General features: G+C 56.5%; 22 protein-coding genes. 20 read left to right on the top strand and 2 right to left on the bottom strand.

Annotated features, from left to right (window positions below):
• Positions 1 to 14 precede the first annotated feature (14 nt).
• The 20 genes from rnpA (at position 15) to glmS (ending at position 20,139) form a co-directional block, all read left to right on the top strand.
• Complete coding sequence (gene rnpA, locus AC3WWR_RS00525; protein WP_197677877.1) at positions 15 to 416, top strand: ribonuclease P protein component; 402 nt, start codon at positions 15 to 17, stop codon at positions 414 to 416.
• Positions 409 to 654 carry a membrane protein insertion efficiency factor YidD gene (yidD, locus tag AC3WWR_RS00520; RefSeq protein WP_080725322.1) on the top strand — a complete coding sequence of 82 codons (246 nt, stop codon included), beginning with the start codon at positions 409 to 411 and terminating at the stop codon, positions 652 to 654. Before rnpA ends, yidD begins: the two co-directional genes overlap by 8 nt.
• 2 nt (positions 655 to 656) lie before the next feature.
• Positions 657 to 2,336: a membrane protein insertase YidC gene (gene yidC, locus AC3WWR_RS00515; RefSeq protein WP_020797990.1), complete on the top strand. Its 1,680-nt coding sequence runs from the start codon at positions 657 to 659 to the stop codon at positions 2,334 to 2,336.
• 79 nt (positions 2,337 to 2,415) lie between these two features.
• Positions 2,416 to 3,786, top strand: coding sequence for a tRNA uridine-5-carboxymethylaminomethyl(34) synthesis GTPase MnmE (gene mnmE, locus AC3WWR_RS00510; RefSeq protein WP_033041604.1), 1,371 nt, complete (start codon positions 2,416 to 2,418; stop codon positions 3,784 to 3,786).
• Positions 3,787 to 4,337: 551 nt separating this feature from the next.
• Positions 4,338 to 6,236 carry a tRNA uridine-5-carboxymethylaminomethyl(34) synthesis enzyme MnmG gene (gene mnmG / locus AC3WWR_RS00505; protein ID WP_020797988.1) on the top strand — a complete coding sequence of 633 codons (1,899 nt, stop codon included), beginning with the start codon at positions 4,338 to 4,340 and terminating at the stop codon, positions 6,234 to 6,236.
• Complete coding sequence (rsmG, locus tag AC3WWR_RS00500; RefSeq protein ID WP_008064612.1) at positions 6,233 to 6,877, top strand: 16S rRNA (guanine(527)-N(7))-methyltransferase RsmG; 645 nt, start codon at positions 6,233 to 6,235, stop codon at positions 6,875 to 6,877. The genes mnmG and rsmG overlap by 4 nt, the downstream gene beginning before the upstream one ends.
• A gap of 18 nt (positions 6,878 to 6,895) precedes the next feature.
• Positions 6,896 to 7,693 (top strand): ParA family protein, encoded by a 798-nt coding sequence (locus tag AC3WWR_RS00495; protein ID WP_008064610.1) that lies wholly within the window; start codon positions 6,896 to 6,898, stop codon positions 7,691 to 7,693.
• A gap of 9 nt (positions 7,694 to 7,702) precedes the next feature.
• Entirely contained in the window at positions 7,703 to 8,575 is an 873-nt protein-coding gene (locus AC3WWR_RS00490) for a ParB/RepB/Spo0J family partition protein (RefSeq protein ID WP_008064607.1), read from the top strand.
• A gap of 148 nt (positions 8,576 to 8,723) precedes the next feature.
• Positions 8,724 to 9,131, top strand: a complete 408-nt coding sequence (locus AC3WWR_RS00485; RefSeq protein WP_008064605.1) for a F0F1 ATP synthase subunit I — start codon at positions 8,724 to 8,726, stop codon at positions 9,129 to 9,131.
• Positions 9,132 to 9,147: 16 nt separating this feature from the next.
• Complete coding sequence (gene atpB, locus AC3WWR_RS00480) at positions 9,148 to 10,017, top strand: F0F1 ATP synthase subunit A (RefSeq protein ID WP_020797986.1); 870 nt, start codon at positions 9,148 to 9,150, stop codon at positions 10,015 to 10,017.
• A 134-nt stretch (positions 10,018 to 10,151) separates the two neighbouring features.
• Positions 10,152 to 10,409 carry a F0F1 ATP synthase subunit C gene (atpE, locus tag AC3WWR_RS00475; protein WP_003097235.1) on the top strand — a complete coding sequence of 86 codons (258 nt, stop codon included), beginning with the start codon at positions 10,152 to 10,154 and terminating at the stop codon, positions 10,407 to 10,409.
• Positions 10,410 to 10,467: 58 nt separating this feature from the next.
• Entirely contained in the window at positions 10,468 to 10,938 is a 471-nt protein-coding gene (locus AC3WWR_RS00470) for a F0F1 ATP synthase subunit B (RefSeq protein WP_008064601.1), read from the top strand.
• Positions 10,939 to 10,950: 12 nt separating this feature from the next.
• Positions 10,951 to 11,487, top strand: a complete 537-nt coding sequence (locus AC3WWR_RS00465; protein ID WP_008064599.1) for a F0F1 ATP synthase subunit delta — start codon at positions 10,951 to 10,953, stop codon at positions 11,485 to 11,487.
• Positions 11,488 to 11,508: 21 nt separating this feature from the next.
• Positions 11,509 to 13,053 carry a F0F1 ATP synthase subunit alpha gene (gene atpA / locus AC3WWR_RS00460; protein WP_020797985.1) on the top strand — a complete coding sequence of 515 codons (1,545 nt, stop codon included), beginning with the start codon at positions 11,509 to 11,511 and terminating at the stop codon, positions 13,051 to 13,053.
• A 50-nt stretch (positions 13,054 to 13,103) separates the two neighbouring features.
• On the top strand, positions 13,104 to 13,964 hold the full coding sequence (gene atpG / locus AC3WWR_RS00455; protein WP_008064595.1) for a F0F1 ATP synthase subunit gamma: 861 nt from the start codon (positions 13,104 to 13,106) through the stop codon (positions 13,962 to 13,964).
• A gap of 27 nt (positions 13,965 to 13,991) precedes the next feature.
• Positions 13,992 to 15,371 carry a F0F1 ATP synthase subunit beta gene (atpD, locus tag AC3WWR_RS00450; protein ID WP_020797984.1) on the top strand — a complete coding sequence of 460 codons (1,380 nt, stop codon included), beginning with the start codon at positions 13,992 to 13,994 and terminating at the stop codon, positions 15,369 to 15,371.
• Positions 15,372 to 15,416: 45 nt separating this feature from the next.
• Positions 15,417 to 15,842, top strand: coding sequence for a F0F1 ATP synthase subunit epsilon (locus AC3WWR_RS00445; protein ID WP_007969909.1), 426 nt, complete (start codon positions 15,417 to 15,419; stop codon positions 15,840 to 15,842).
• A 115-nt stretch (positions 15,843 to 15,957) separates the two neighbouring features.
• Positions 15,958 to 17,325 carry a bifunctional UDP-N-acetylglucosamine diphosphorylase/glucosamine-1-phosphate N-acetyltransferase GlmU gene (gene glmU / locus AC3WWR_RS00440; protein ID WP_020797983.1) on the top strand — a complete coding sequence of 456 codons (1,368 nt, stop codon included), beginning with the start codon at positions 15,958 to 15,960 and terminating at the stop codon, positions 17,323 to 17,325.
• Positions 17,326 to 17,525: 200 nt separating this feature from the next.
• Positions 17,526 to 18,305 (top strand): DeoR family transcriptional regulator, encoded by a 780-nt coding sequence (locus tag AC3WWR_RS00435; RefSeq protein WP_173667189.1) that lies wholly within the window; start codon positions 17,526 to 17,528, stop codon positions 18,303 to 18,305.
• 1 nt (position 18,306) lies between these two features.
• Positions 18,307 to 20,139, top strand: coding sequence for a glutamine--fructose-6-phosphate transaminase (isomerizing) (gene glmS, locus AC3WWR_RS00430; RefSeq protein WP_020797981.1), 1,833 nt, complete (start codon positions 18,307 to 18,309; stop codon positions 20,137 to 20,139).
• Positions 20,140 to 20,192: 53 nt separating this feature from the next.
• Here the strand turns inward: glmS and AC3WWR_RS00425 are convergent, their stop codons facing one another.
• Both AC3WWR_RS00425 and AC3WWR_RS00420 read right to left on the bottom strand, forming a co-directional pair.
• Positions 20,193 to 21,413, bottom strand: coding sequence for a spermidine synthase (locus AC3WWR_RS00425; protein ID WP_020797980.1), 1,221 nt, complete (start codon positions 21,411 to 21,413; stop codon positions 20,193 to 20,195).
• A 45-nt stretch (positions 21,414 to 21,458) separates the two neighbouring features.
• Positions 21,459 to 22,763 carry an MFS transporter gene (locus tag AC3WWR_RS00420; RefSeq protein WP_020797979.1) on the bottom strand — a complete coding sequence of 435 codons (1,305 nt, stop codon included), beginning with the start codon at positions 22,761 to 22,763 and terminating at the stop codon, positions 21,459 to 21,461.

The following is a 22,763-nucleotide window of genomic DNA, read 5'->3' as shown; positions in this document are numbered from 1 at the left end:
AGCCGGCACTGGAGGTGAGTCAGGACTTCAGTCGGGAAAAGCGTCTGCTTACTCCCCGGCATTTCAAGGCAGTCTTTGACTCCCCTACCGGCAAGGTACCGGGGAAAAATCTCCTGCTCCTTGCGCGCAACAACGATCTTGATCACCCCCGTCTCGGGCTGGTTATCGGGAAAAAGAGCGTAAAGCTCTCCGTCGAGCGCAATCGCCTCAAACGTCTGATGCGCGAATCGTTTCGCCTGAACCAGGATTTGCTGGTCGGCTGGGACATCGTTATCGTCGCGCGCAAAGGTTTGGGTGACGTAGAAAACCCCGAATTGATTCAGCATTTCGGCAAACTCTGGAAGCGTCTGGCACGCAGCACGCCGGTACCAGCAGTCAAAACCGAAACTGTAGGGGTAGACAGTCCAGATGCGTAAACTGGCACTCGTTCCGATCCAGTTTTATCGCTACGCCATTAGTCCCCTAATGGCCAGTCACTGTCGTTTCTACCCCAGTTGTTCCTGCTACGCGTTAGAAGCCATTGAAAATCATGGCCTTCTGCGCGGTGGCTGGCTGACCTTTCGTCGTTTAGGTCGCTGTCATCCGTGGAATCCCGGTGGTTATGACCCGGTTCCATCTATCCCTACCTCCCGTTCTTCTTCGATGGCCGAGTAATCATGGATATCAAACGCACGATCCTGATCGTCGCCCTGGCAATCGTGTCCTACGTTATGGTTCTTAAATGGAACCAGGACTATGGCCAAGCTGCCTTGCCGACTCAGAATGTTGCTTCCAGTACGACCGCACCGGGCCTCCCGGATACGGCCACTGGCAATAAAGCGTCCGTCAGTGACGACATTCCACACGCCGCAAACGATACCAGCGCACCTGCCGAAACTCCGGTTGCTGCAAGCACCGACCTCATCCAGATCAAAACGGATGTGCTCGATCTGGCCATCGATCCACAAGGTGGTGATGTCGCCCAACTGAGATTGCCGCTGTATCCACGTCGCCAGGACCATCCGGAAATTCCATTCCAGCTGTTCGACAACGGCAACGAGCGGACTTATCTGGCGCAAAGTGGCCTGATTGGCAGCAACGGCCCGGATGCAAGTCCTGCCGGTCGTCCGGTTTACTCGGCGGAGAAGAAGGTTTATCAACTGGCTGATGGCCAGGACCAACTGGTCGTGGACCTGAAGTTCAGCAAGGACGGCGTCAACTACATCAAGCGTTTCACCCTGAAACGCGGCCTGTATGACGTAACCGTTTCCTACCTGATCGACAACCAGAGCGCACAGCCCTGGTCCGGTGCAATGTTTGCGCAATTGAAGCGTGACGCCAGCTCCGATCCATCTTCCAGCACCGCCACTGGCACCGCGACTTATCTGGGCGCTGCCCTGTGGACAAGTAACGAGCCGTACAAAAAAGTGTCGATGAGCGACATGGATAAGGCTCAGCTGAAAGAAACCGTCACCGGTGGTTGGGTTGCCTGGTTGCAACACTACTTCGTGACCGCGTGGATTCCGGCGAAGGGCGAAAACAACGTCGTCCAGACCCGTAAAGACAGCAAAGGCAACTACATCATCGGTTACACCGGTCCTTCGTTGACCGTTGCTCCGGGTGCCAAGGCTGAAACCAGCGCTGTGCTGTACGCCGGTCCGAAAAGCCAGGCTGTCCTGAAAGAGTTGTCCCCAGGCCTGGAACTGACCGTCGACTACGGCATCCTGTGGTTTATCGCGCAACCGATCTTCTGGCTGCTGCAACACATCCACGCGATTGTGGGTAACTGGGGCTGGTCGATCATCTTCCTGACCATGCTGATCAAGGGGATCTTCTTCCCTCTGTCGGCTGCCAGCTACAAATCCATGGCGCGCATGCGTGCAGTAGCACCGAAACTGGCTGCACTGAAAGAGCAACATGGCGATGACCGGCAGAAAATGTCGCAAGCCATGATGGAGCTGTACAAGAAAGAGAAGATCAATCCGCTGGGTGGTTGCTTGCCAATCCTCGTGCAGATGCCGGTATTCCTTTCGCTGTACTGGGTTCTGCTGGAAAGCGTTGAAATGCGCCAGGCGCCGTTCATGCTGTGGATTACCGACCTGTCGATCAAGGATCCGTTCTTCATTCTGCCGATCATCATGGGTGCAACCATGTTCATCCAGCAGCAGTTGAACCCGACTCCACCGGATCCGATGCAGGCCAAGGTGATGAAGCTGATGCCAATCATCTTCACCTTCTTCTTCCTGTGGTTCCCGGCCGGTCTGGTACTGTACTGGGTAGTGAACAACTGCCTGTCGATCGCCCAACAGTGGTACATCACTCGTAAGATCGAAGCAGCTGCCAAAGCGACTGCCTGACTTACACTGTGGGTAACCACTCAAAACGCCCCCTAGTGGGGCGTTTTGCTATCTGTCACTTTTGTCTGGATACCGGTTTATGAGCGCTCCTCGTGAAACCATTGCCGCCGTCGCCACCGCTCAAGGTCGGGGTGGTGTAGGCATCGTTCGTATTTCCGGGCCGTTGGCCAGCGTTGCGGCCGTGGCCTTTAGCGGTCGTGTACTCAAACCGCGATTCGCTCACTATGGACCGTTTCTTGGTGAAAACGACGAAGTGCTCGATCAGGGCATCGCGTTGTATTTTCCAGGACCGAACTCTTTCACTGGCGAAGATGTATTGGAGTTACAGGGGCACGGAGGCCCGGTTGTCCTGGATATGCTGCTTCAACGCTGTCTTGAACTCGGCTGTCGTCTGGCCCGACCGGGAGAATTCAGCGAACGTGCGTTCCTGAACGATAAGCTCGACTTGGCCCAGGCCGAAGCCATCGCCGACCTGATCGAAGCCAGTTCTGCACAGGCGGCTCGCAACGCATTGCGCTCCCTGCAAGGCGCCTTTTCGGCTCGTGTGCATAACCTCACGGAACAACTCATCGGGTTGCGTATTTATGTCGAAGCGGCGATCGATTTTCCGGAAGAGGAAATCGACTTCCTGGCCGACGGCCACGTACTGGGCATGCTCGACAAAGTGCGCGATGAGTTATCCACCGTGATGCGGGAGGCCGGACAGGGCGCCTTGCTGCGCGACGGCATGACCGTGGTCATCGCCGGTCGTCCGAATGCGGGTAAGTCCAGCCTGCTCAATGTGCTGGCCGGCCGTGAAGCGGCCATCGTCACCGAGATCGCCGGCACCACGCGGGACGTCCTTCGCGAACATATCCACATCGATGGCATGCCGCTGCACGTGGTGGATACTGCCGGGTTGCGCGATACCGATGACCATGTGGAAAAAATTGGGGTGGAGCGGGCATTGAAAGCCATCGGCGAGGCCGATCGGGTGCTGCTCGTTGTCGATGCAACCGCGCCGGAAGCGCTCGATCCTTTCGCACTATGGCCTGAGTTCCTTGAAACCCGCCCCGATCCGGCGAAAGTCACGTTGATCCGCAACAAAGCCGACCTTACAGGCGAGGCCATGGCCCTGGAAGTCAGCGATGACGGACACGTCACCATTAGCCTCAGCGCCAAGTCTGCAGGTGTTGGCCTGGAGTTGCTGCGCGACCACCTGAAGGCTTGCATGGGCTACGAACAGACCTCGGAAAGCAGTTTCAGTGCTCGCAGGCGCCACCTGGAAGCATTGCGTCATGCCAGTGCATCCCTTGAGCACGGCCGCGCGCAATTGACCCTGGCGGGTGCCGGCGAATTACTTGCCGAGGATTTGCGCCAGGCTCAGCAGTCGCTGGGAGAAATCACCGGTGCATTCAGCTCCGATGACCTGTTGGGACGAATTTTTTCCAGCTTCTGCATCGGTAAATAGTCTTTCTGTTATCTACAGGCAGGCCGTCCTGGCCTGTCTGCCCCCTCCATTTTCAAAACCATCCCCTCCAGTGCCGAGCAGATTTTTCTGCTTGAGCGGTTTTTCCTTGCCCGAATTTCCTTCGATCGACGCTTTTCTGTGGATTAAGCCCTGTTAATAACCGCGGCTAAGGGCAGTTGATAACAGGGCCTCAAAACTGAAGATAACCGCCCCTGTGGATAAGCGCCCCATTCATCCACAGGCTTAAACCGGTTATCCAAGGGCCTCATTGGCACATGACCACAGGGTTTTGAAACTCTGTACACAAGGTATTTATTGGGCTGTAGCAATCTATCCACAGAAAGGTCGGTCAGTAGAAATAAACATAAAAACAAAGATTTAATAAATTTCTCTCTTTTTAATTTCTATAACCGCCACTTTTCCACAGCTGGTTAAATTTTGTGCAAAGGGTTCTTTAGGAAGGGCGAAGTCCCTATACTTGTCGACCAGGTCCGAAAACCTGAGCTCAAACTATTCCTGAATTACCTACTTAAGCAGGCACGAGGTGCGTGGTGGATTTCCCTTCCCGTTTTGAAGTGATCGTCATCGGCGGCGGTCATGCCGGTACCGAGGCAGCACTGGCCTCAGCACGTATGGGGGTCAAGACCCTATTGCTGACGCATAACGTGGAAACCCTCGGTGCCATGAGTTGCAACCCGGCCATTGGCGGGATAGGCAAAAGCCATCTGGTGAAGGAAATCGACGCCCTCGGCGGTGCGATGGCCATTGCTACCGATAAGGGCGGCATCCAGTTTCGCGTGTTGAATAGCCGCAAAGGCCCAGCCGTACGTGCAACCCGCGCTCAGGCGGATCGGGTTCTGTACAAGGCGGCCGTACGCGAAATCCTGGAAAACCAGCCGAACCTGTGGATATTTCAACAGGCAGCTGATGACTTGATCGTCGAGCAAGAACAAGTCCGTGGTGTTGTCACCCAAATGGGCCTGCGTTTCCTCGCCGATTCGGTCGTCTTGACCACAGGTACCTTCCTTGGCGGACTTATCCACATCGGTTTGCAGAATTTCTCCGGCGGTCGCGCTGGTGATCCGCCATCGATTGCGCTAGCTCAGCGTCTTCGGGAATTGCCACTGCGTGTTGGTCGCCTGAAAACCGGAACACCGCCGCGTATCGACGCACGGTCCGTGGATTTTTCCGTGATGACCGAGCAAGCAGGCGATACGCCGATTCCGGTGATGTCGTTCATGGGGTCCAAAGAGCAGCATCCGCGACAGGTCAGTTGCTGGATTACCCACACCAATGCACGCACTCACGAAATCATTGCCGCGAACCTCGACCGTTCGCCGATGTATTCCGCTGCTGGTGAGATCGAAGGTATCGGCCCGCGTTATTGCCCGTCGATCGAAGACAAGATCCATCGGTTTGCTGACAAGCAGAGCCATCAGGTCTTCATCGAACCGGAAGGCTTGACGACAAACGAGCTGTACCCGAACGGAATTTCCACTTCCTTGCCGTTCGATGTGCAATTGCAGATCGTGCAATCGATCCGCGGCATGGAAAACGCACACATCGTGCGTCCGGGCTACGCGATCGAATACGACTATTTCGACCCGCGTGACCTGAAGTACAGCCTGGAAACCAAAGTCATCGGTGGTCTGTTTTTTGCCGGGCAAATCAATGGCACCACCGGTTACGAAGAAGCCGGCGCCCAGGGTTTGCTGGCCGGGACCAACGCCGCACTGCGTGCCCAAGGAAAAGATGCCTGGTGCCCGCGTCGAGACGAAGCCTACATCGGCGTATTGGTCGACGACCTGATTACGCTCGGGACCCAGGAGCCGTACCGGATGTTTACCTCCCGTGCCGAATATCGCCTGATCCTGCGTGAAGACAACGCTGACCTGCGCTTGACCGAAAAAGGCCGCGAATTGGGTCTTGTCGATGACGTGCGTTGGGCAGCGTTCTGCAAAAAACGCGAAAGCATCGAGCTGGAAGAGCAGCGTCTGAAAAGCACCTGGGTACGGCCGGGCACCGAACAGGGCGATGCGATTGCCGAAAAATTCGGTACGCCACTGACCCACGAATACAACTTGCTCAATCTGCTGAGCCGTCCGGAAATCGACTACGCTGGTCTGATCGCCGTGACCGGTGGGGGCGCAGAAGATCCACAGGTTGCCGAGCAGGTCGAAATCAAGACCAAGTACGCGGGTTACATCGACCGCCAGCAGGATGAAATCGCGCGTTTGCGGGCCAGCGAAGACACCAAACTGCCTGTGGATATCGATTACACGAACATTTCCGGTCTGTCCAAAGAGATCCAGAGCAAGCTCGGCGCGACCCGTCCAGAGACATTGGGTCAGGCGTCGCGCATCCCGGGCGTGACACCAGCAGCCATTTCCCTGTTGATGATTCATCTGAAAAAACGCGGCGCGGGCCGTCAGTTGGAGCAAAGCGCTTGAGTTCGTTGGTCACCCCGCAACACGCAGAAGAGTTATCCACAGGCGCTCGTCAGCTCGGTGTCGCCCTGACCGAAACCCAGCATGCACAGCTGCTGGGTTATCTGGCCCTGTTGATAAAATGGAACAAGGCCTACAACCTCACCGCGGTCCGCGATCCTGACGAAATGGTGTCCCGTCATTTGCTCGATAGTCTGAGCGTGATGTCGTTCGTCGAAAACGGTCGCTGGCTCGACGTTGGAAGCGGTGGCGGTATGCCGGGCATTCCCCTGGCCATCCTCTTTCCCGAGTCACAAGTGACCTGCCTGGACAGCAACGGCAAGAAAACCCGCTTCCTGACCCAGGTCAAACTCGAGCTGAAACTGGATAACCTGCAAGTTATCCACAGTCGCGTCGAAGCGTTCCAGCCTGCACAACCCTTCAACGGGATCATCTCCCGGGCCTTCAGCAGCATGGAAAACTTCAGCAACTGGACGCGCCACCTCGGTGACACCGATACACGCTGGCTGGCAATGAAGGGCGTTCATCCCGCCGATGAGCTGGTAGCATTGCCGACAGACTTCCACCTCGATAGCGAACACGCCCTGGCCGTTCCTGGTTGCCAAGGCCAACGCCATCTGCTGATACTGCGCCGCACGGCATGATTGGGAACACAAGCAAGAATGGCTAAGGTATTCGCGATAGCGAACCAAAAGGGTGGTGTGGGCAAGACCACCACCTGTATCAACCTCGCAGCATCCCTGGTCGCAACCAAGCGTCGGGTATTGCTGATCGATCTCGATCCACAGGGCAACGCCACCATGGGTAGCGGTGTGGATAAACACGGCCTGGAAAACTCGGTCTATGACCTGTTGATCGGGGAATGCGACCTGGCCCAGGCCATGCATTTCTCCGAGCACGGCGGTTACCAGCTGTTGCCGGCCAACCGGGACCTGACCGCGGCCGAAGTGGTTCTGCTGGAAATGCAGATGAAGGAGAGCCGCCTGCGCAGTGCGTTGGCGCCGATCCGCGAAAACTACGATTACATTTTGATCGACTGCCCGCCGTCACTCTCGATGCTGACCTTGAACGCACTGGTAGCCGCCGACGGGGTGATTATCCCCATGCAGTGTGAGTACTTCGCACTCGAAGGCTTGAGCGACCTTGTGGATAACATCAAGCGCATCGCCGAGCTGCTCAATCCGAACCTCAAGGTTGAAGGCCTGTTGCGTACGATGTACGACCCGCGCCTGAGCCTGATGAACGATGTATCGGCCCAGCTCAAGGAACACTTCGGCGATCAGCTGTACGACACGGTCATTCCGCGCAACATTCGCCTGGCGGAAGCGCCGAGCTACGGCATGCCGGCCCTGGCGTACGACAAATCATCGCGCGGTGCCGTGGCCTATTTGGCCCTGGCGGGCGAAATGGTCCGTCGCCAACGCAAAAACTCACGCATCGCCGCTGCTCAGGCAACTTAAGGAATCCCCATGGCCGTCAAGAAACGAGGTCTCGGACGTGGACTGGATGCACTGCTGAGTGGTCCGAGTGTCAGCGCGCTGGAAGAACAGGCGGTGCAGGCCGATCAGCGAGAGCTGCAGCACCTGCCGCTGGATCTGCTGCAGCGCGGCAAGTACCAGCCGCGTCGCGATATGGATCCCCAGGCGCTCGAAGAGCTGGCGCAATCGATCAAGGCACAAGGCGTGATGCAGCCGATCGTTGTGCGGCCGATCGGTAGTGGTCGCTACGAAATCATTGCCGGGGAACGCCGCTGGCGTGCCAGCCAGCAAGCTGGCCAGGAAACTATCCCGGCGATGGTGCGTGATGTACCGGATGAAACCGCGATCGCCATTGCGCTGATCGAGAACATCCAGCGCGAAGACCTCAATCCGATCGAAGAAGCGGTGGCCTTGCAGCGCCTGCAGACCGAATTCCAGCTGACCCAGCAACAAGTCGCCGAAGCCGTGGGCAAGTCCCGGGTAACCGTGGCCAACCTGCTACGCTTGATTTCGCTGCCGGAAGTCATCAAGACCATGCTGTCCCACGGTGACCTGGAAATGGGTCATGCGCGTGCATTGCTCGGTTTGCCGGATAATCAGCAGGTTGAAGGGGCGCGACATGTTGTCGCACGCGGACTGACCGTGCGCCAGACTGAAGCACTGGTTCGCCAGTGGTTGAGTGGCAAACCGGAGCCCGTGGAACCCTCGAAACCGGACCCGGATATTGCTCGCCTGGAACAGCGCCTGGCCGAGCGCCTAGGCTCTGCGGTGCAGATCCGCCACGGGAAGAAGGGTAAAGGACAACTGGTTATCGGCTACAACTCTTTGGATGAACTTCAGGGTGTGCTCGCACACATTCGCTGAAACAATTCCTTATGTAGCGCGCAGTCGGAAATCACTACCTGACAGTTGAATAGGGGCAGAACCGCCCCTATACTCTGCGCGCATTTTGTCGGCACAAATTATGCCAAGTTATTGAATTCTGGCAGCCGACCATTGGAGAGCAATAGTGATGGAAACCCGCACGCCAAACCGCTTGCCCTTCCATCGCCTGGCAGTTTTTCCGGTGTTAATGGCTCAATTTGTCGTTTTGCTGATTGCTGCTTTGGCGCTCTGGCAATGGCATGGAGTCGTTGCCGGGTACTCGGGACTTTGCGGAGGCCTGATAGCCTTGCTGCCCAATGTTTATTTTGCTCACAGGGCATTTCGGTTTTCCGGCGCCCGAGCAGCCCAGTCCATCGTCCGGTCTTTTTATGCCGGCGAGGCAGGCAAACTGATTTTGACGGCAGTGCTGTTTGCACTGGTGTTCGCAGGTGTGAAGCCACTGGCACCGATTGCAGTATTCGGTGTCTTCGTGCTGACTCAGTCAGTCAGCTGGTTCGCTCCCCTGCTGATGAGAACAAGACTTTCGAGACCTTAGGGCGTTTGAGGCAACCATGGCAGAAACAACCGCTTCGGGCTATATCCAGCACCACTTGCAGAACCTGACCTTCGGTCAGCACCCTACCGGCGGCTGGGGCTTTGCCCACACCGCAGCAGAAGCCAAGGAAATGGGCTTCTGGGCTTTCCACGTCGATACCCTCGGCTGGTCGGTCGCATTGGGTCTGATCTTCGTTCTTCTTTTCCGCATGGCGGCAAAGAAAGCGACTTCCGGGCAACCAGGTGCTTTGCAGAACTTCGTTGAAGTATTGGTCGAATTCGTCGATGGCAGCGTGAAAGACAGCTTCCATGGCCGTAGCCCGGTGATTGCACCGCTGGCACTGACCATCTTCGTCTGGGTGTTCCTGATGAACGCCGTCGACCTGGTACCGGTCGACTGGATTCCTCAGCTGGCCATCCTGATCTCCGGCGACTCCCACATCCCGTTCCGCGCCGTGTCGACGACCGACCCGAACGCGACCCTGGGCATGGCGTTCTCGGTTTTCGCACTGATCATTTTCTATAGCATCAAGGTCAAGGGCCTCGGCGGTTTCATCGGCGAGCTGACCCTGCACCCGTTCGGCAGCAAGAACATCTTCGTTCAGGCCCTGCTGATCCCGGTGAACTTCCTGCTGGAATTCGTGACCCTGATCGCCAAGCCGATCTCCCTGGCCCTGCGTCTGTTCGGCAACATGTATGCCGGCGAGCTGGTGTTCATTCTGATCGCTGTGATGTTCGGCAGCGGCCTGCTCTGGCTTAGTGGCCTGGGCGTTGTTCTGCAGTGGGCGTGGGCTGTGTTCCACATCCTGATCATCACCCTGCAGGCGTTCATCTTCATGATGCTGACCATTGTTTACCTGTCGATGGCGCACGAAGAAAACCATTAAGACCAGTCTCGACTAGTCTGATGTCCCTCCCGGTCAAACGGGAGGGTGCTCCTCACGGGGCATCTGAAACGATTTGTTTTACCGCTTTAAATTAAAAAAACCTAAACCATACGACGTAAAAGTCGGGAGGAAAGATGGAAACTGTAGTTGGTCTAACCGCTATCGCTGTTGCACTGTTGATCGGCCTGGGCGCACTGGGTACCGCAATTGGTTTCGGCCTGTTGGGTGGCAAGTTCCTGGAAGGCGCAGCGCGTCAGCCAGAAATGGTTCCAATGCTGCAAGTTAAAATGTTCATCGTTGCCGGTCTGCTCGACGCCGTAACCATGATCGGTGTTGGTATCGCTCTGTTCTTCACCTTTGCGAACCCGTTCGTTGGTCAGATCGCTGGCTAATTACTCGGATAATCCGGGTAATTTGGTGTGATGGACAACGTAACTGCGAGGTGTTGGCGTGAACATTAATGCGACCCTGATTGGCCAGTCCGTTGCGTTCCTGATTTTTGTACTGTTCTGCATGAAGTTCGTATGGCCTCCGGTCATTGCGGCATTGCACGAACGTCAAAAGAAGATCGCTGATGGTCTGGACGCTGCCAGCCGTGCAGCTCGCGACCTGGAGTTGGCCCAAGAGAAAGCGGGTCAGCAACTGCGCGAAGCGAAAGCTCAGGCAGCTGAAATCATCGAGCAAGCCAAGAAACGCGGTAATCAGATTGTTGAAGAGGCTGTTGAAAAAGCCCGTATCGACGCTGACCGTGTGAAGGTTCAGGCTCAGGCCGAGATCGAACAGGAACTGAACAGTGTCAAAGACGCGCTGCGTGCCCAAGTGGGCTTGCTGGCAGTCGGCGGCGCCGAGAAGATCCTGGGTGCCACAATCGATCAAAACGCGCACGCAGAGCTGGTTAACCAACTGGCTGCTGAAATCTAAGCGAGGGCGATCATGGCAGAACTGACCACGTTGGCCCGACCTTACGCTAAGGCGGCCTTCGAGCACGCTCAGGCCCACCAGCAACTGGCCAATTGGTCAGCCATGCTCGGCCTGGCAGCAGCGGTATCGCAAGACGATACCCTGCAGCGCGTGCTCAAGGCCCCGCGACTGACGAGCGCAGAAAAGGCCGCCACGTTCATTGACGTGTGCGGCGACAAGTTCGATGCCAAGGCACAGAATTTCATCAACGTCGTTGCCGAAAACGACCGTCTCCCGCTGTTGCCGGAGATTTCCGCTCTGTTCGACCTGTACAAGGCCGAGCAAGAGAAGTCGGTAGACGTTGAAGTGACCAGTGCATTTGCATTGAACCAAGAACAGCAAGACAAACTCGCCAAGGTTCTCAGTGCACGACTCAACCGGGAAGTGCGCCTGCAAGTTGCGGAGGATGCCGCCCTGATAGGTGGTGTCGTAATCCGCGCCGGCGACCTGGTTATCGATGGCTCGATTCGCGGCAAAATCGCGAAACTTGCCGAAGCATTGAAATCTTGAGTTTGAAGGGGCAGCAGAGCAATGCAGCAACTCAATCCTTCCGAAATAAGTGAAATTATCAAGGGCCGCATCGACAAGCTCGATGTGACCTCCCAAGCCCGTAACGAAGGCACTGTCGTCAGCGTATCTGACGGCATCGTGCGGATTCACGGTCTGGCCGACGTCATGTACGGCGAGATGATCGAGTTTCCGGGCGGCGTCTACGGTATGGCCCTCAACCTGGAGCAAGACTCCGTAGGTGCCGTTGTTTTGGGCGCATACCAGTCTCTGGCTGAAGGCATGAGCGCCAAGTGCACCGGCCGCATCCTCGAAGTTCCAGTTGGTAAGGAACTGCTGGGTCGCGTAGTCGACGCACTGGGTAACCCTGTTGACGGCAAAGGTCCACTGGGCAACACCGAGACCGACGCGGTCGAGAAAGTTGCTCCAGGCGTGATCTGGCGTAAGTCGGTAGACCAGCCTGTACAGACTGGCTACAAGGCTGTCGATGCCATGATCCCTGTCGGCCGTGGCCAGCGTGAGCTGATCATCGGTGACCGTCAGATCGGTAAAACCGCTCTGGCGATCGACGCGATCATCAACCAGAAGAACAGCGGCATTTTCTGCGTATACGTAGCCATTGGTCAGAAACAATCGACCATCGCCAACGTGGTTCGCAAGCTGGAAGAAAACGGCGCCCTGGCCAACACGATCATCGTGGCTGCCAGTGCTTCGGAATCTCCTGCGCTGCAATTCCTGGCACCGTACTCCGGTTGCACCATGGGTGAATTCTTCCGCGACCGCGGTGAAGACGCGCTGATCGTTTATGACGATCTGTCCAAGCAAGCAGTGGCTTACCGCCAGATTTCCCTGCTGCTGCGCCGTCCACCAGGCCGTGAAGCTTACCCAGGCGACGTGTTCTATCTCCACTCCCGTCTGCTGGAGCGCGCATCCCGCGTTTCGGAAGAGTACGTAGAGAAGTTCACCAACGGCGCAGTGACCGGCAAAACCGGTTCCCTGACCGCACTGCCGATCATCGAAACCCAGGCTGGCGACGTTTCCGCGTTCGTTCCGACCAACGTGATTTCCATCACCGACGGTCAGATCTTCCTGGAATCGGCCATGTTCAACTCGGGCATCCGCCCTGCAGTGAACGCCGGTGTTTCGGTATCCCGTGTGGGTGGTGCCGCTCAGACCAAGATCATCAAGAAGCTGTCCGGTGGTATCCGTACCGCTCTGGCTCAGTACCGTGAACTGGCGGCATTCGCCCAGTTCGCTTCTGACCTGGACGAAGCGACCCGTAAGCAACTTGAGCATGGTCAGCGCGTTACCGAGCTGATGAAGCAGAAGCAATACGCCCCAATGTCGATCGCTGACATGGCGTTGTCGCTGTATGCCGCTGAGCGTGGGTTCCTGACTGACGTCGAAATCGCCAAGGTCGGCAGCTTTGAACAAGCGCTGATTGCTTACTTCAACCGCGATCACGCCGAATTGATGGCGAAGATCAACGTGAAGGGTGACTTCAATGACGATATCGACGCTGGCATGAAAGCCGGTATCGAGAAGTTCAAGGCCACCCAAACCTGGTAAGCCGCAGCGGGAGCCGCAAGGCTCCCGCTTGCTAACCTGATAGGTGTTACATGGCAGGCGCAAAAGAGATTCGCAGTAAGATTGCGAGCATCAAAAGCACGCAAAAAATTACCAGCGCCATGGAAAAAGTGGCGGTCAGCAAAATGCGCAAGGCACAAATGCGCATGGCTGCTAGCCGTCCTTATGCGGAGCGCATCCGCCAGGTTATTGGGCATCTGGCCAACGCCAACCCGGAATACCGCCACCCGTTCATGATCGACCGCGAAATCAAGCGTGTTGGTTATGTCGTAGTGAGCAGTGACCGTGGTCTGTGCGGTGGCTTGAACACCAACCTGTTCAAGGCCCTGGTCAAGGACATGGCGGTAAACCGCGAGAAAGGCGTCGAGATTGATCTGTGTGTAGTGGGTAGCAAGGGTGCGGCCTTTTTCCGCAACTTCGGCGGCAACGTCGTAGCAGCTATCAGCCACCTGGGTGAAGAGCCGTCGATCAACGACTTGATCGGTAGCGTCAAAGTGATGCTGGATGCCTACCTGGACGGCCGTATTGACCGCCTGTCCGTGGTTTCCAACAAGTTCATCAACACCATGACGCAACAGCCTACCGTGGAGCAATTGATTCCACTGGTGGCAACCCCGGATCAGGACCTCAAGCACCACTGGGACTATCTCTACGAACCGGATGCCAAAGAGCTGCTTGACGGCTTGATGGTCCGCTACGTTGAGTCGCAAGTCTACCAGGCGGTGGTCGAGAACAACGCGGCTGAACAAGCTGCGCGGATGATCGCGATGAAGAACGCTACCGACAACGCCGGTGATTTGATCAGCGATTTGCAGCTGGTCTACAACAAGGCGCGTCAGGCTGCGATCACCCAAGAGATCTCGGAAATCGTCGGCGGCGCTGCCGCGGTTTAACGGTTCAAATATTCAGAGGATCCAGCTATGAGTAGCGGACGTATCGTTCAAATCATCGGCGCCGTTATCGACGTGGAATTTCCACGCGACAGCGTACCGAGCATCTACAACGCGCTGAAAGTAGTGAGCGCGGCTGAAACCACCCTGGAAGTTCAGCAGCAGCTGGGCGACGGCGTGGTTCGTACCATTGCGATGGGTTCCACCGAGGGCTTGAAGCGCGGTCTGGAAGTGACCGACTCTGGCGCAGCCATCTCCGTACCGGTCGGTAAAGCGACCCTGGGCCGGATCATGGACGTACTGGGCAACCCGATCGACGAAGCTGGCCCAATCGCCACCGACGAGCGTTGGGGTATCCACCGTGCAGCGCCTTCGTTCGCTGAACAAGCAGGCGGCAACGACCTGCTGGAAACCGGCATCAAGGTTATCGACCTGGTTTGCCCGTTCGCCAAGGGTGGTAAAGTTGGTCTGTTCGGTGGTGCCGGTGTAGGCAAAACCGTAAACATGATGGAACTGATCCGTAACATCGCCATCGAGCACAGCGGTTATTCCGTGTTCGCCGGTGTGGGTGAGCGTACTCGTGAGGGTAACGACTTCTACCACGAGATGAAGGACTCCAACGTTCTGGACAAAGTGGCACTGGTTTACGGTCAGATGAACGAGCCGCCGGGTAACCGTCTGCGCGTAGCACTGACCGGCCTGACCATGGCCGAGAAGTTCCGTGACGAAGGTAACGACGTTCTGCTGTTCGTCGACAACATCTATCGTTACACCCTGGCCGGTACTGAAGTATCCGCACTGCTGGGCCGTATGCCTTCGGCAGTAGGTTACCAGCCGACCCTGGCTGAAGAGATGGGCGTTCTGCAAGAACGTATCACTTCGACCAAGGAAGGTTCGATCACTTCGATCCAAGCGGTATACGTACCTGCGGACGACTTGACCGACCCGTCGCCAGCGACCACCTTCGCCCACTTGGACGCCACCGTCGTTCTGTCCCGTGACATCGCTTCCCTGGGTATCTACCCAGCGGTAGACCCACTGGACTCGACTTCGCGCCAGCTGGACCCGAACGTTATCGGCCAGGACCACTACGACACCGCTCGCGGCGTCCAGTACGTTCTGCAGCGTTACAAAGAACTGAAGGACATCATTGCGATCCTGGGTATGGACGAGCTGTCGGAAGCCGACAAGCAGTTGGTAAACCGTGCTCGTAAGATCCAGCGTTTCTTGTCGCAGCCGTTCTTCGTGGCTGAAGTCTTCACCGGTGCATCGGGTAAATACGTTTCCCTGAAAGACACCATTGCTGGCTTCAAAGGCATCCTCAACGGTGACTACGACCACCTGCCAGAACAAGCGTTCTACATGGTTGGCGGCATCGAAGAAGCGATCGAGAAAGCCAAGAAACTGTAATCCCGGCGCCCGGAAACGGGCGCTAATTTAGGTTGAGGCAATCAGATGGCTATGACAGTCCATTGCGATATCGTCAGCGCGGAAGGGGAAATCTTTTCCGGTCTGGTCGAGATGGTGATTGCGCACGGTGCACTGGGTGATCTTGGTATCGCCCTGGGTCACGCGCCGCTGATCACTAATCTGAAGCCAGGTCCGATCCGCCTGGTCAAGCAGGGCGGGGAAGAGGAGGTGTACTACATCTCCGGTGGTTTCCTCGAGGTTCAGCCGAACATGGTCAAGGTTCTTGCCGACACCGTGCAACGTGCTGCCGACCTGGACGAAGCTTCCGCTCAGGAAGCCGTCAAGGCTGCCGAAAAGGCCTTGCATGAGCGGGGCGCGGAGTTCGATTACGGTTCCGCTGCCGCACGTCTGGCCGAGGCCGCAGCCCAGCTGCGTACCGTCCAGCAGATCCGCAAGAAGTTCGGCCACTAAGGCAGCGCTTGTTGTGTGATTGATTAAAAAGGGTAGCCTCGGCTACCCTTTTTTATTTTCCCGATATTCATCACGTTGGTCGCAGCCGCTGACCACCCAGGATTGGTAGCCAGTCATGTCTCTTGAAATCGTTATCCTCGCTGCTGGCCAGGGCACCCGCATGCGTTCGGCCCTGCCAAAGGTCTTGCACCCGATTGCCGGCAATTCGATGCTCGGCCATGTTATCCACAGCGCCCGACAACTTGATCCACAGCGCATTCACGTGGTGATTGGCCATGGTGCCGATGTGGTACGCGAGCGTTTGGCCGCTGACGATCTGAACTTCGTCCTCCAGGACAAACAATTGGGTACCGGTCATGCCGTGGCCCAGGCCGTTCCTTTCATCAAGTCCGACACCGTGCTGGTGCTATACGGTGATGTGCCCTTGATTGAAATCGAAACCCTGCAGCGTTTGCTCAAGCTTGTAGTGCCTGGGCAGATGGGCCTGCTTACCGTCGAACTGGATGACGCAACCGGTTACGGCCGCATCGTTCGCGACAATGATGGCAAGGTCTCTGCCATCGTCGAGCACAAGGACGCCAACGAAGCCCAGCGCGCCATCAAGGAAGGCAATACCGGGATCCTCGCGGTTCCGGCCGATCGCCTGGCCGACTGGACGGGTCGCCTGTCGAACAACAACGCGCAGGGCGAGTACTACTTGACCGACGTGATTGAAATGGCAGTCAGCGACGGTCTGGTGGTGGCCACCGAACAGCCCCACGACGCCATGGAAGTGCAGGGCGCCAACGACCGTAAGCAGCTTTCCGATCTTGAGCGTCATTATCAGCTGCGCGCCGGCCGTCGCTTGATGGCTCAAGGCGTGACCTTGCGCGACCCGGCCCGTTTCGATGTCCGGGGTGATATCAGTGTGGGTCGCGACGTGCTGATCGATATCAATGTGATCCTCGAAGGTAACGTCGTCATTGAAGACGACGTGGTCATTGGCCCGAACTGCGTGATCAAGGACAGCACCTTGCGTAAAGGCGTCGTGATCAAGGCCAACAGCCATATCGAAGGGGCGATTCTCGGTGAAGGCAGCGATGCCGGTCCGTTCGCGCGTTTGCGTCCAGGCACTGTGCTCGAAGCGCGGGCGCATGTGGGTAACTTTGTCGAGTTGAAAAATGCTCACCTGGGCGAAGGTGCCAAGGCAGGCCATTTGACCTACCTTGGCGATGCCGAAGTGGGCGCACGCACCAACATCGGTGCGGGCACCATTACCTGTAACTACGATGGCGCCAACAAGTGGAAAACGGTGCTGGGTGAAGACGTGTTCATCGGTTCCAACAACTCGTTGGTGGCACCTGTGGATATCTTGTCTGGTGCGACTACGGCAGCCGGTTCGACTATTACCTCTACTGTGGATAAAGCGCAGTTGGCAGTAGCCCGTGCTCGCCAGAAGAACATCGACGGTTGGAAGCGACCAGAGAAGCTCAAGAAGAGCTAAGTTATCCACACCTCGGTGTTTTGTGGAAGTTATTCACAGCAAAATGGCTGTTAATAATATTAACCGGCTGGCCTCGCTTACCTCAGGGGGCTTGCTGTTAATTATTTTATCCATAGAGTCTTTTGATCGATCCGCGCTTGACGAAATTTCCTCGATAGGTTTTGATTGCTTCCGTTATCTTTCGAATCGAAACTTATCAAATCATGTCGAAGCGCAACACACCTCAAAGGCGCCACAACATCCTGGCCTTGCTCAACGAGCAGGGCGAAGTCAGTGTGGATGAATTGGCAAAGCGCTTCGAAACCTCTGAAGTTACGATTCGCAAGGATCTGGCCGCACTTGAAAGCAACGGTCTGCTGCTGCGTCGTTATGGCGGCGCCATCACCTTGCCTCAGGAATTAGTGGCCGACCTGAGTCAACCGGTCTCCAGGTACAAGCAGGCCATTGCCCGCGCAGCTGTTGCACGGATTCGCGAACACGCACGCATCATCATCGACAGCGGCAGCACCACCGCATCGATGATTCCGGAACTGGGGCAGCAACCGGGCCTCGTGGTGATGACCAACTCCCTTCACGTCGCCAATGCCTTGAGCGAACTCGAGCATGAGCCGGTGCTGTTGATGACCGGCGGCACCTGGGACCCGCATTCCGAGTCCTTTCAGGGGCAGGTCGCCGAGCAGGTACTACGCTCCTACGACTTCGATCAATTGTTCATCGGCGCCGATGGTATTGATCTGGTCCGCGGTACAACCACCTTCAACGAACTGCTGGGACTTAGCCGAGTGATGGCAGAAGTCGCCCGTGAAGTGGTCGTGATGGTGGAGGCCGACAAGATCGGTCGCAAGATTCCCAACCTGGAACTGCCCTGGAGCAGCATCCATACCCTCATTACCGATGATCGCCTGTCGCTCGAAGCGCGGGATCAGATTCAAGCCCGCGGTATCACTTTGATTTGCGCGGCTGTCAGTCAGGAGAAATAACATGTGTGGAATTGTCGGCGCAGTTGCAGAACGTAATATCACCGCCATCCTGGTCGAGGGCCTCAAGCGCCTGGAATACCGTGGGTATGACAGCGCCGGCGTGGCGGTGTACACCAACGATCAGAAGCTCGAGCGCGCGCGTCGCCCGGGCAAGGTCAGCGAACTCGAGCAGGCCTTGGCCGAAGAAGCACTGGTTGGTCGTCTGGGTATTGCCCACACTCGCTGGGCTACTCACGGTGCACCGTGCGAACGCAACGCGCATCCGCACTTCTCTGGCGATCTGGCCGTGGTGCACAACGGCATTATCGAAAACCATGAAGCCCTGCGTGAACAACTCAAGTCTCTGGGTTACGTTTTCACTTCAGACACTGACACCGAAGTCATCGCCCACCTGCTGAACCACAAACTCAAGGACCTTCCTGACCTGGCCGAGGCCCTCAAGGCAACAGTAAAGGAACTGCACGGTGCTTATGGCCTGGCAGTCATCAGCGCGAAGCAACCTGATCGCCTGGTGGCAGCCCGCAGTGGCAGCCCGCTGGTGATCGGCCTGGGCCTGGGTGAGAACTTCCTGGCGTCCGACCAATTGGCACTGCGTCAGGTGACTGACCGTTTCATGTACCTTGAAGAGGGTGATATCGCCGAAATTCGCCGCGACAGCGTGCAGATCTGGGATGTCAGCGGCAAGGCTGTCGAGCGTGAGACCGTGCAGTATCGCGATGGCGCCGAAGCGGCTGAAAAAGGCGAGTTCCGCCATTTCATGCTCAAGGAAATCCACGAGCAACCGTCCGTGGTGCAGCGCACCCTGGAAGGTCGTTTGAGCCCGAACGGCGTGCTGGTACAGGCTTTCGGTCCACAGGCCGCTGAACTGTTCGCCAAAGTGCGCAATGTGCAGATCGTTGCCTGCGGCACCAGCTATCACGCCGGCATGGTTGCGCGTTACTGGCTCGAAGAACTGGCCGGCATCCCCTGCCAAGTCGAAGTTGCCAGCGAGTTCCGCTACCGTAAAGTCGTGGTGCAACCCGACACCCTGTTCGTGACCATCTCTCAGTCCGGCGAAACCGCCGACACCCTGGCTGCGTTGCGCAATGCCAAGGAACTGGGTTTCCTCGCCAGCCTGGCGATCTGCAACGTCGGCATCAGCTCTCTGGTGCGTGAATCCGACCTGACCCTGCTGACCCAGGCAGGCCGCGAAATCGGCGTGGCGTCTACCAAAGCCTTCACTACGCAATTGGTGGGTCTACTGTTACTGACCCTGTCCCTGGGCCAGGTTCACGGATCGTTGGCCAAAGGCGTTGAAGCGACACTGGTCGAAGAACTGCGTCGCTTGCCAACCCGCCTGGGTGAAGCGCTGGCGATGGACAGCACCGTGGAGAAAATTGCTGAACTGTTCGCCGAGAAGAACCACACCCTGTTCCTGGGGCGTGGCGCACAGTTCCCGGTCGCGATGGAAGGGGCCCTCAAGCTCAAGGAAATTTCCTACATCCACGCCGAAGCCTACCCGGCTGGCGAGCTGAAGCACGGCCCGCTGGCGCTTGTGGATAACGACATGCCAGTGGTGACCGTAGCGCCAAACAACGAGCTGCTGGAGAAACTGAAGTCCAACCTCCAGGAAGTCCGCGCCCGGGGTGGCCAACTGATCGTTTTCGCAGATGAGAAGGCTGGCATGACCAATGGTGAAGGCACGCACGTTGTGCACATGCCGCACATCCACGACATCCTGTCGCCAATCCTCTACACCATCCCGCTGCAGTTGCTGTCGTACTACGTGGCTGTGCTGAAAGGCACCGACGTTGATCAACCGCGCAATCTGGCGAAATCGGTGACCGTGGAATAAGTTATCCACAGCTGATCGAGTTGATGCTTTCGAAAATTTTTCCGGAGCATTGACTAAACGAGTGGGGGGTGGCGGTTTGGCGTCGCCCCCGACAAGTCGATATTTTCAAGCAATTTTGTCGCTGTGGGTGTGTAGGTGGCACTAGGTGACAATCGTGCTAGCGCCCTTCGAAATCCTTCCACTTTAGATGCGTCTACTTGAGCTCTGTGCGTAATGACGCCAAAGGCGTAGGGGAATAAACCCTCCAGCCACTCTCGTGGGTGGATCTCTACACTGTTCTCAATTGTCGCTACGACCCAGTCTGGTAGCCACGATACATCTCGGTCAGAGAAGTTGACTTCGCCTGCGATCAGCAAGGCCAGGGTGATGCGCAACGGTGACTTCTCCTTAAATAATCGCTCTTGAAGCGCTTGGCATGCATCCGGGTCATCCAGTAACTCGCGAAGATCGCTGGGCGCGCTCAGCTTTAGTGAGGCTGGAAGCAATGCAGATAAGGCCGGTAACGATTCCATCCAGCGTTTTCGCACTTCCAGATCGATTCCGACGAAGTCCAGTGCGGGGGGTACAAGCGACGCGTGACGGATAACCGCGGGTGTCAGATAGCGCAAGCGAAGGCTCATGATGTCCATAAAGAGCCGGTCACTGGGGCATAAAAACTCCGCTGAAGGAATGGTATCCAGTTTAGTTGCAGGCGGTGGGCCGATAACGAAAGTCGCATTGCGGCGGTGAGGAAGGTAATGAATGTCGCCCCAACTGTCATTCAAACAGTGAGCGAGCCAAGCTTGGGGCGTTGGTCCATTGAACGGGTCCAAATTCATAGGGACGCCAAAACCGTTGAACACCACATGACCGAGGGGTTGGAGTCGGCATTTCAAAAGTTGGTGGAACCCGTGATCAAACACGATCGAGGCATAACCGCTCTGGGTATAGAGGTCGACAATAATGACGTCGTACCGGTCGGAGGTGACGACTAGGAAGTTAGCGGCATCGGCCACCACACTTTCAAAGTCGATATGCGCTGCAAGTCGGTTCCGATTGTCCAGGCTGCGCACCAGTGCGGTCTCATCCATATCAACGGCCAACAGACTGGCCACTCTAGTACTGGCGCCGATTGGCGCCAGCGCCACACCGTCCGAAAGTCCCAGCATCAGAACCGAGATACGATCCTTGGATGGATCCCCCAGGAAACCCGTGCAGCCCAAGTCGTCATAGTATTGGCCGCAGAAGATCTGTTTGTGTCGGACAGATTCAGGTCGATCCTTTAGGTCGGGCATCTGGAAGTCACTCCGTTTGTGAGATGCGAAGGGCGACGAAGCGCTTCAGTGCGCAAACGCTTTAGGGTATTTATCGAGGTAGGCATCGTTGAGCTGCATATCTTGGGAACGCATGAAAGTTTTGAAGTCGGGTACCAGAAAGACGAGCAGAGACAACAACAGCACCATGACGCCCAGAAGCGTGATTGTCATTTCGACTCCCAAAGAGGCAACTAGGGTATTCATCGCGAAACTGCCCAAGGGGCTGGCCGCTGCCGACAGAAATGACACGGTGGCAAAAATCCGGTTGCGGTGGAGCTTTGGCGTCGCCAATAACCTCACAGCTGAAGTTGGGATGTTGATCAACATCAAGCCGACACCGCCGCAGAAGAAGGCAGCAGGTACGATTAATGACGATGAAACGGTGCCAACTACCACCAGATTGCATCCCAATAATGCAAAACCGGCAGACACACACATATCACGGGGGACGCAGTCGGATAGCCAGCCGATGATTTTGTAGCTGCCCGCTAAAATACCCAGCCCGAAACAAGAATCCAGGAGACCGATATAAGTGACCGGGAACTGGATGACGTCCTTTACATATAGTGGGATCAGGATGGTGAAGAATGGAAATAGTGCAAAGTTAATAAGCATTGCGATGATCGCCAGATAAAATTCGACCTTCACTCCGTAAATAACTTTGAACCCGGAATAAATCATGTTGAAGCCGCTGACACACTCGGCCTTTTCGCCTTGATCAGTGGCACCGATGCGATTCGGGATGGTCGCTATCAGCGCTCCAGCGACGAGAATCGCAATAAAGTCGGCGACAAAGGCGAAGGTGATACCGAATCCGTAAATCAACCCGCTGGCCAGAGCCGGCCCGAGCAAAATTGAAAATGACGACATCACGCTTTTGGTCCGAAAGGCGAGGGAAACTTTATCGTCATCTGCAAATAAAGGAATGATCGATGCTTGGAGAGGGTCGCGCACGCCGACAATCGCGCTGCTGATCATCATTAGCGTGCCAACCGTCCAGGGGTTAAACGACCCCATAGCTGACAGCATCATCATCAACAGCGCTGTCAGCAAGCTTATCAATGAGGCCAGCTTGATGATCAGGATTTTGTTGTATTTGTCTCCCAGCCATCCCAGCAAGGGTTTGGCTAAGACCTCCGTCGCGATGGAACAAGCGACCATGTTGGCAAAATAGAGCGCAGAGCCTGTTTCCTGTAATGCCCACCAGGCGACCGCCAGTTGATTGCAACGTCCCCCCAGGACCATCAGCAAGAAGCTGAATTGCACTTTCAGCAAACGGCGGTCGGTGCCGGGAAAGACCCACGCATTACCCGAAAAATGTGCAGACAT

This window comes from Pseudomonas sp. EB271-G4-1 (assembly GCF_058791355.1).
Note: the sequence above shows the minus strand (reverse complement) of the source record. Positions and strands in the feature narration are given on the sequence as shown.

Coding starts and splice junctions, on each gene's coding strand:
- atpA (WP_020797985.1), top strand. CDS start 11,509: ATGCAGCAACTCAATCCTTCCGAAATAAGTGAAATTATCAAGGGCCGC.
- AC3WWR_RS00490 (WP_008064607.1), top strand. CDS start 7,703: ATGGCCGTCAAGAAACGAGGTCTCGGACGTGGACTGGATGCACTGCTG.
- AC3WWR_RS00495 (WP_008064610.1), top strand. CDS start 6,896: ATGGCTAAGGTATTCGCGATAGCGAACCAAAAGGGTGGTGTGGGCAAG.
- AC3WWR_RS00420 (WP_020797979.1), bottom strand. CDS start 22,763: ATGTCTGCACATTTTTCGGGTAATGCGTGGGTCTTTCCCGGCACCGAC.
- AC3WWR_RS00485 (WP_008064605.1), top strand. CDS start 8,724: ATGGAAACCCGCACGCCAAACCGCTTGCCCTTCCATCGCCTGGCAGTT.
- glmU (WP_020797983.1), top strand. CDS start 15,958: ATGTCTCTTGAAATCGTTATCCTCGCTGCTGGCCAGGGCACCCGCATG.
- atpE (WP_003097235.1), top strand. CDS start 10,152: ATGGAAACTGTAGTTGGTCTAACCGCTATCGCTGTTGCACTGTTGATC.
- mnmE (WP_033041604.1), top strand. CDS start 2,416: ATGAGCGCTCCTCGTGAAACCATTGCCGCCGTCGCCACCGCTCAAGGT.
- glmS (WP_020797981.1), top strand. CDS start 18,307: ATGTGTGGAATTGTCGGCGCAGTTGCAGAACGTAATATCACCGCCATC.
- yidD (WP_080725322.1), top strand. CDS start 409: ATGCGTAAACTGGCACTCGTTCCGATCCAGTTTTATCGCTACGCCATT.
- AC3WWR_RS00465 (WP_008064599.1), top strand. CDS start 10,951: ATGGCAGAACTGACCACGTTGGCCCGACCTTACGCTAAGGCGGCCTTC.
- AC3WWR_RS00425 (WP_020797980.1), bottom strand. CDS start 21,413: ATGCCCGACCTAAAGGATCGACCTGAATCTGTCCGACACAAACAGATC.
- atpB (WP_020797986.1), top strand. CDS start 9,148: ATGGCAGAAACAACCGCTTCGGGCTATATCCAGCACCACTTGCAGAAC.
- atpD (WP_020797984.1), top strand. CDS start 13,992: ATGAGTAGCGGACGTATCGTTCAAATCATCGGCGCCGTTATCGACGTG.
- atpG (WP_008064595.1), top strand. CDS start 13,104: ATGGCAGGCGCAAAAGAGATTCGCAGTAAGATTGCGAGCATCAAAAGC.
- yidC (WP_020797990.1), top strand. CDS start 657: ATGGATATCAAACGCACGATCCTGATCGTCGCCCTGGCAATCGTGTCC.
- AC3WWR_RS00445 (WP_007969909.1), top strand. CDS start 15,417: ATGGCTATGACAGTCCATTGCGATATCGTCAGCGCGGAAGGGGAAATC.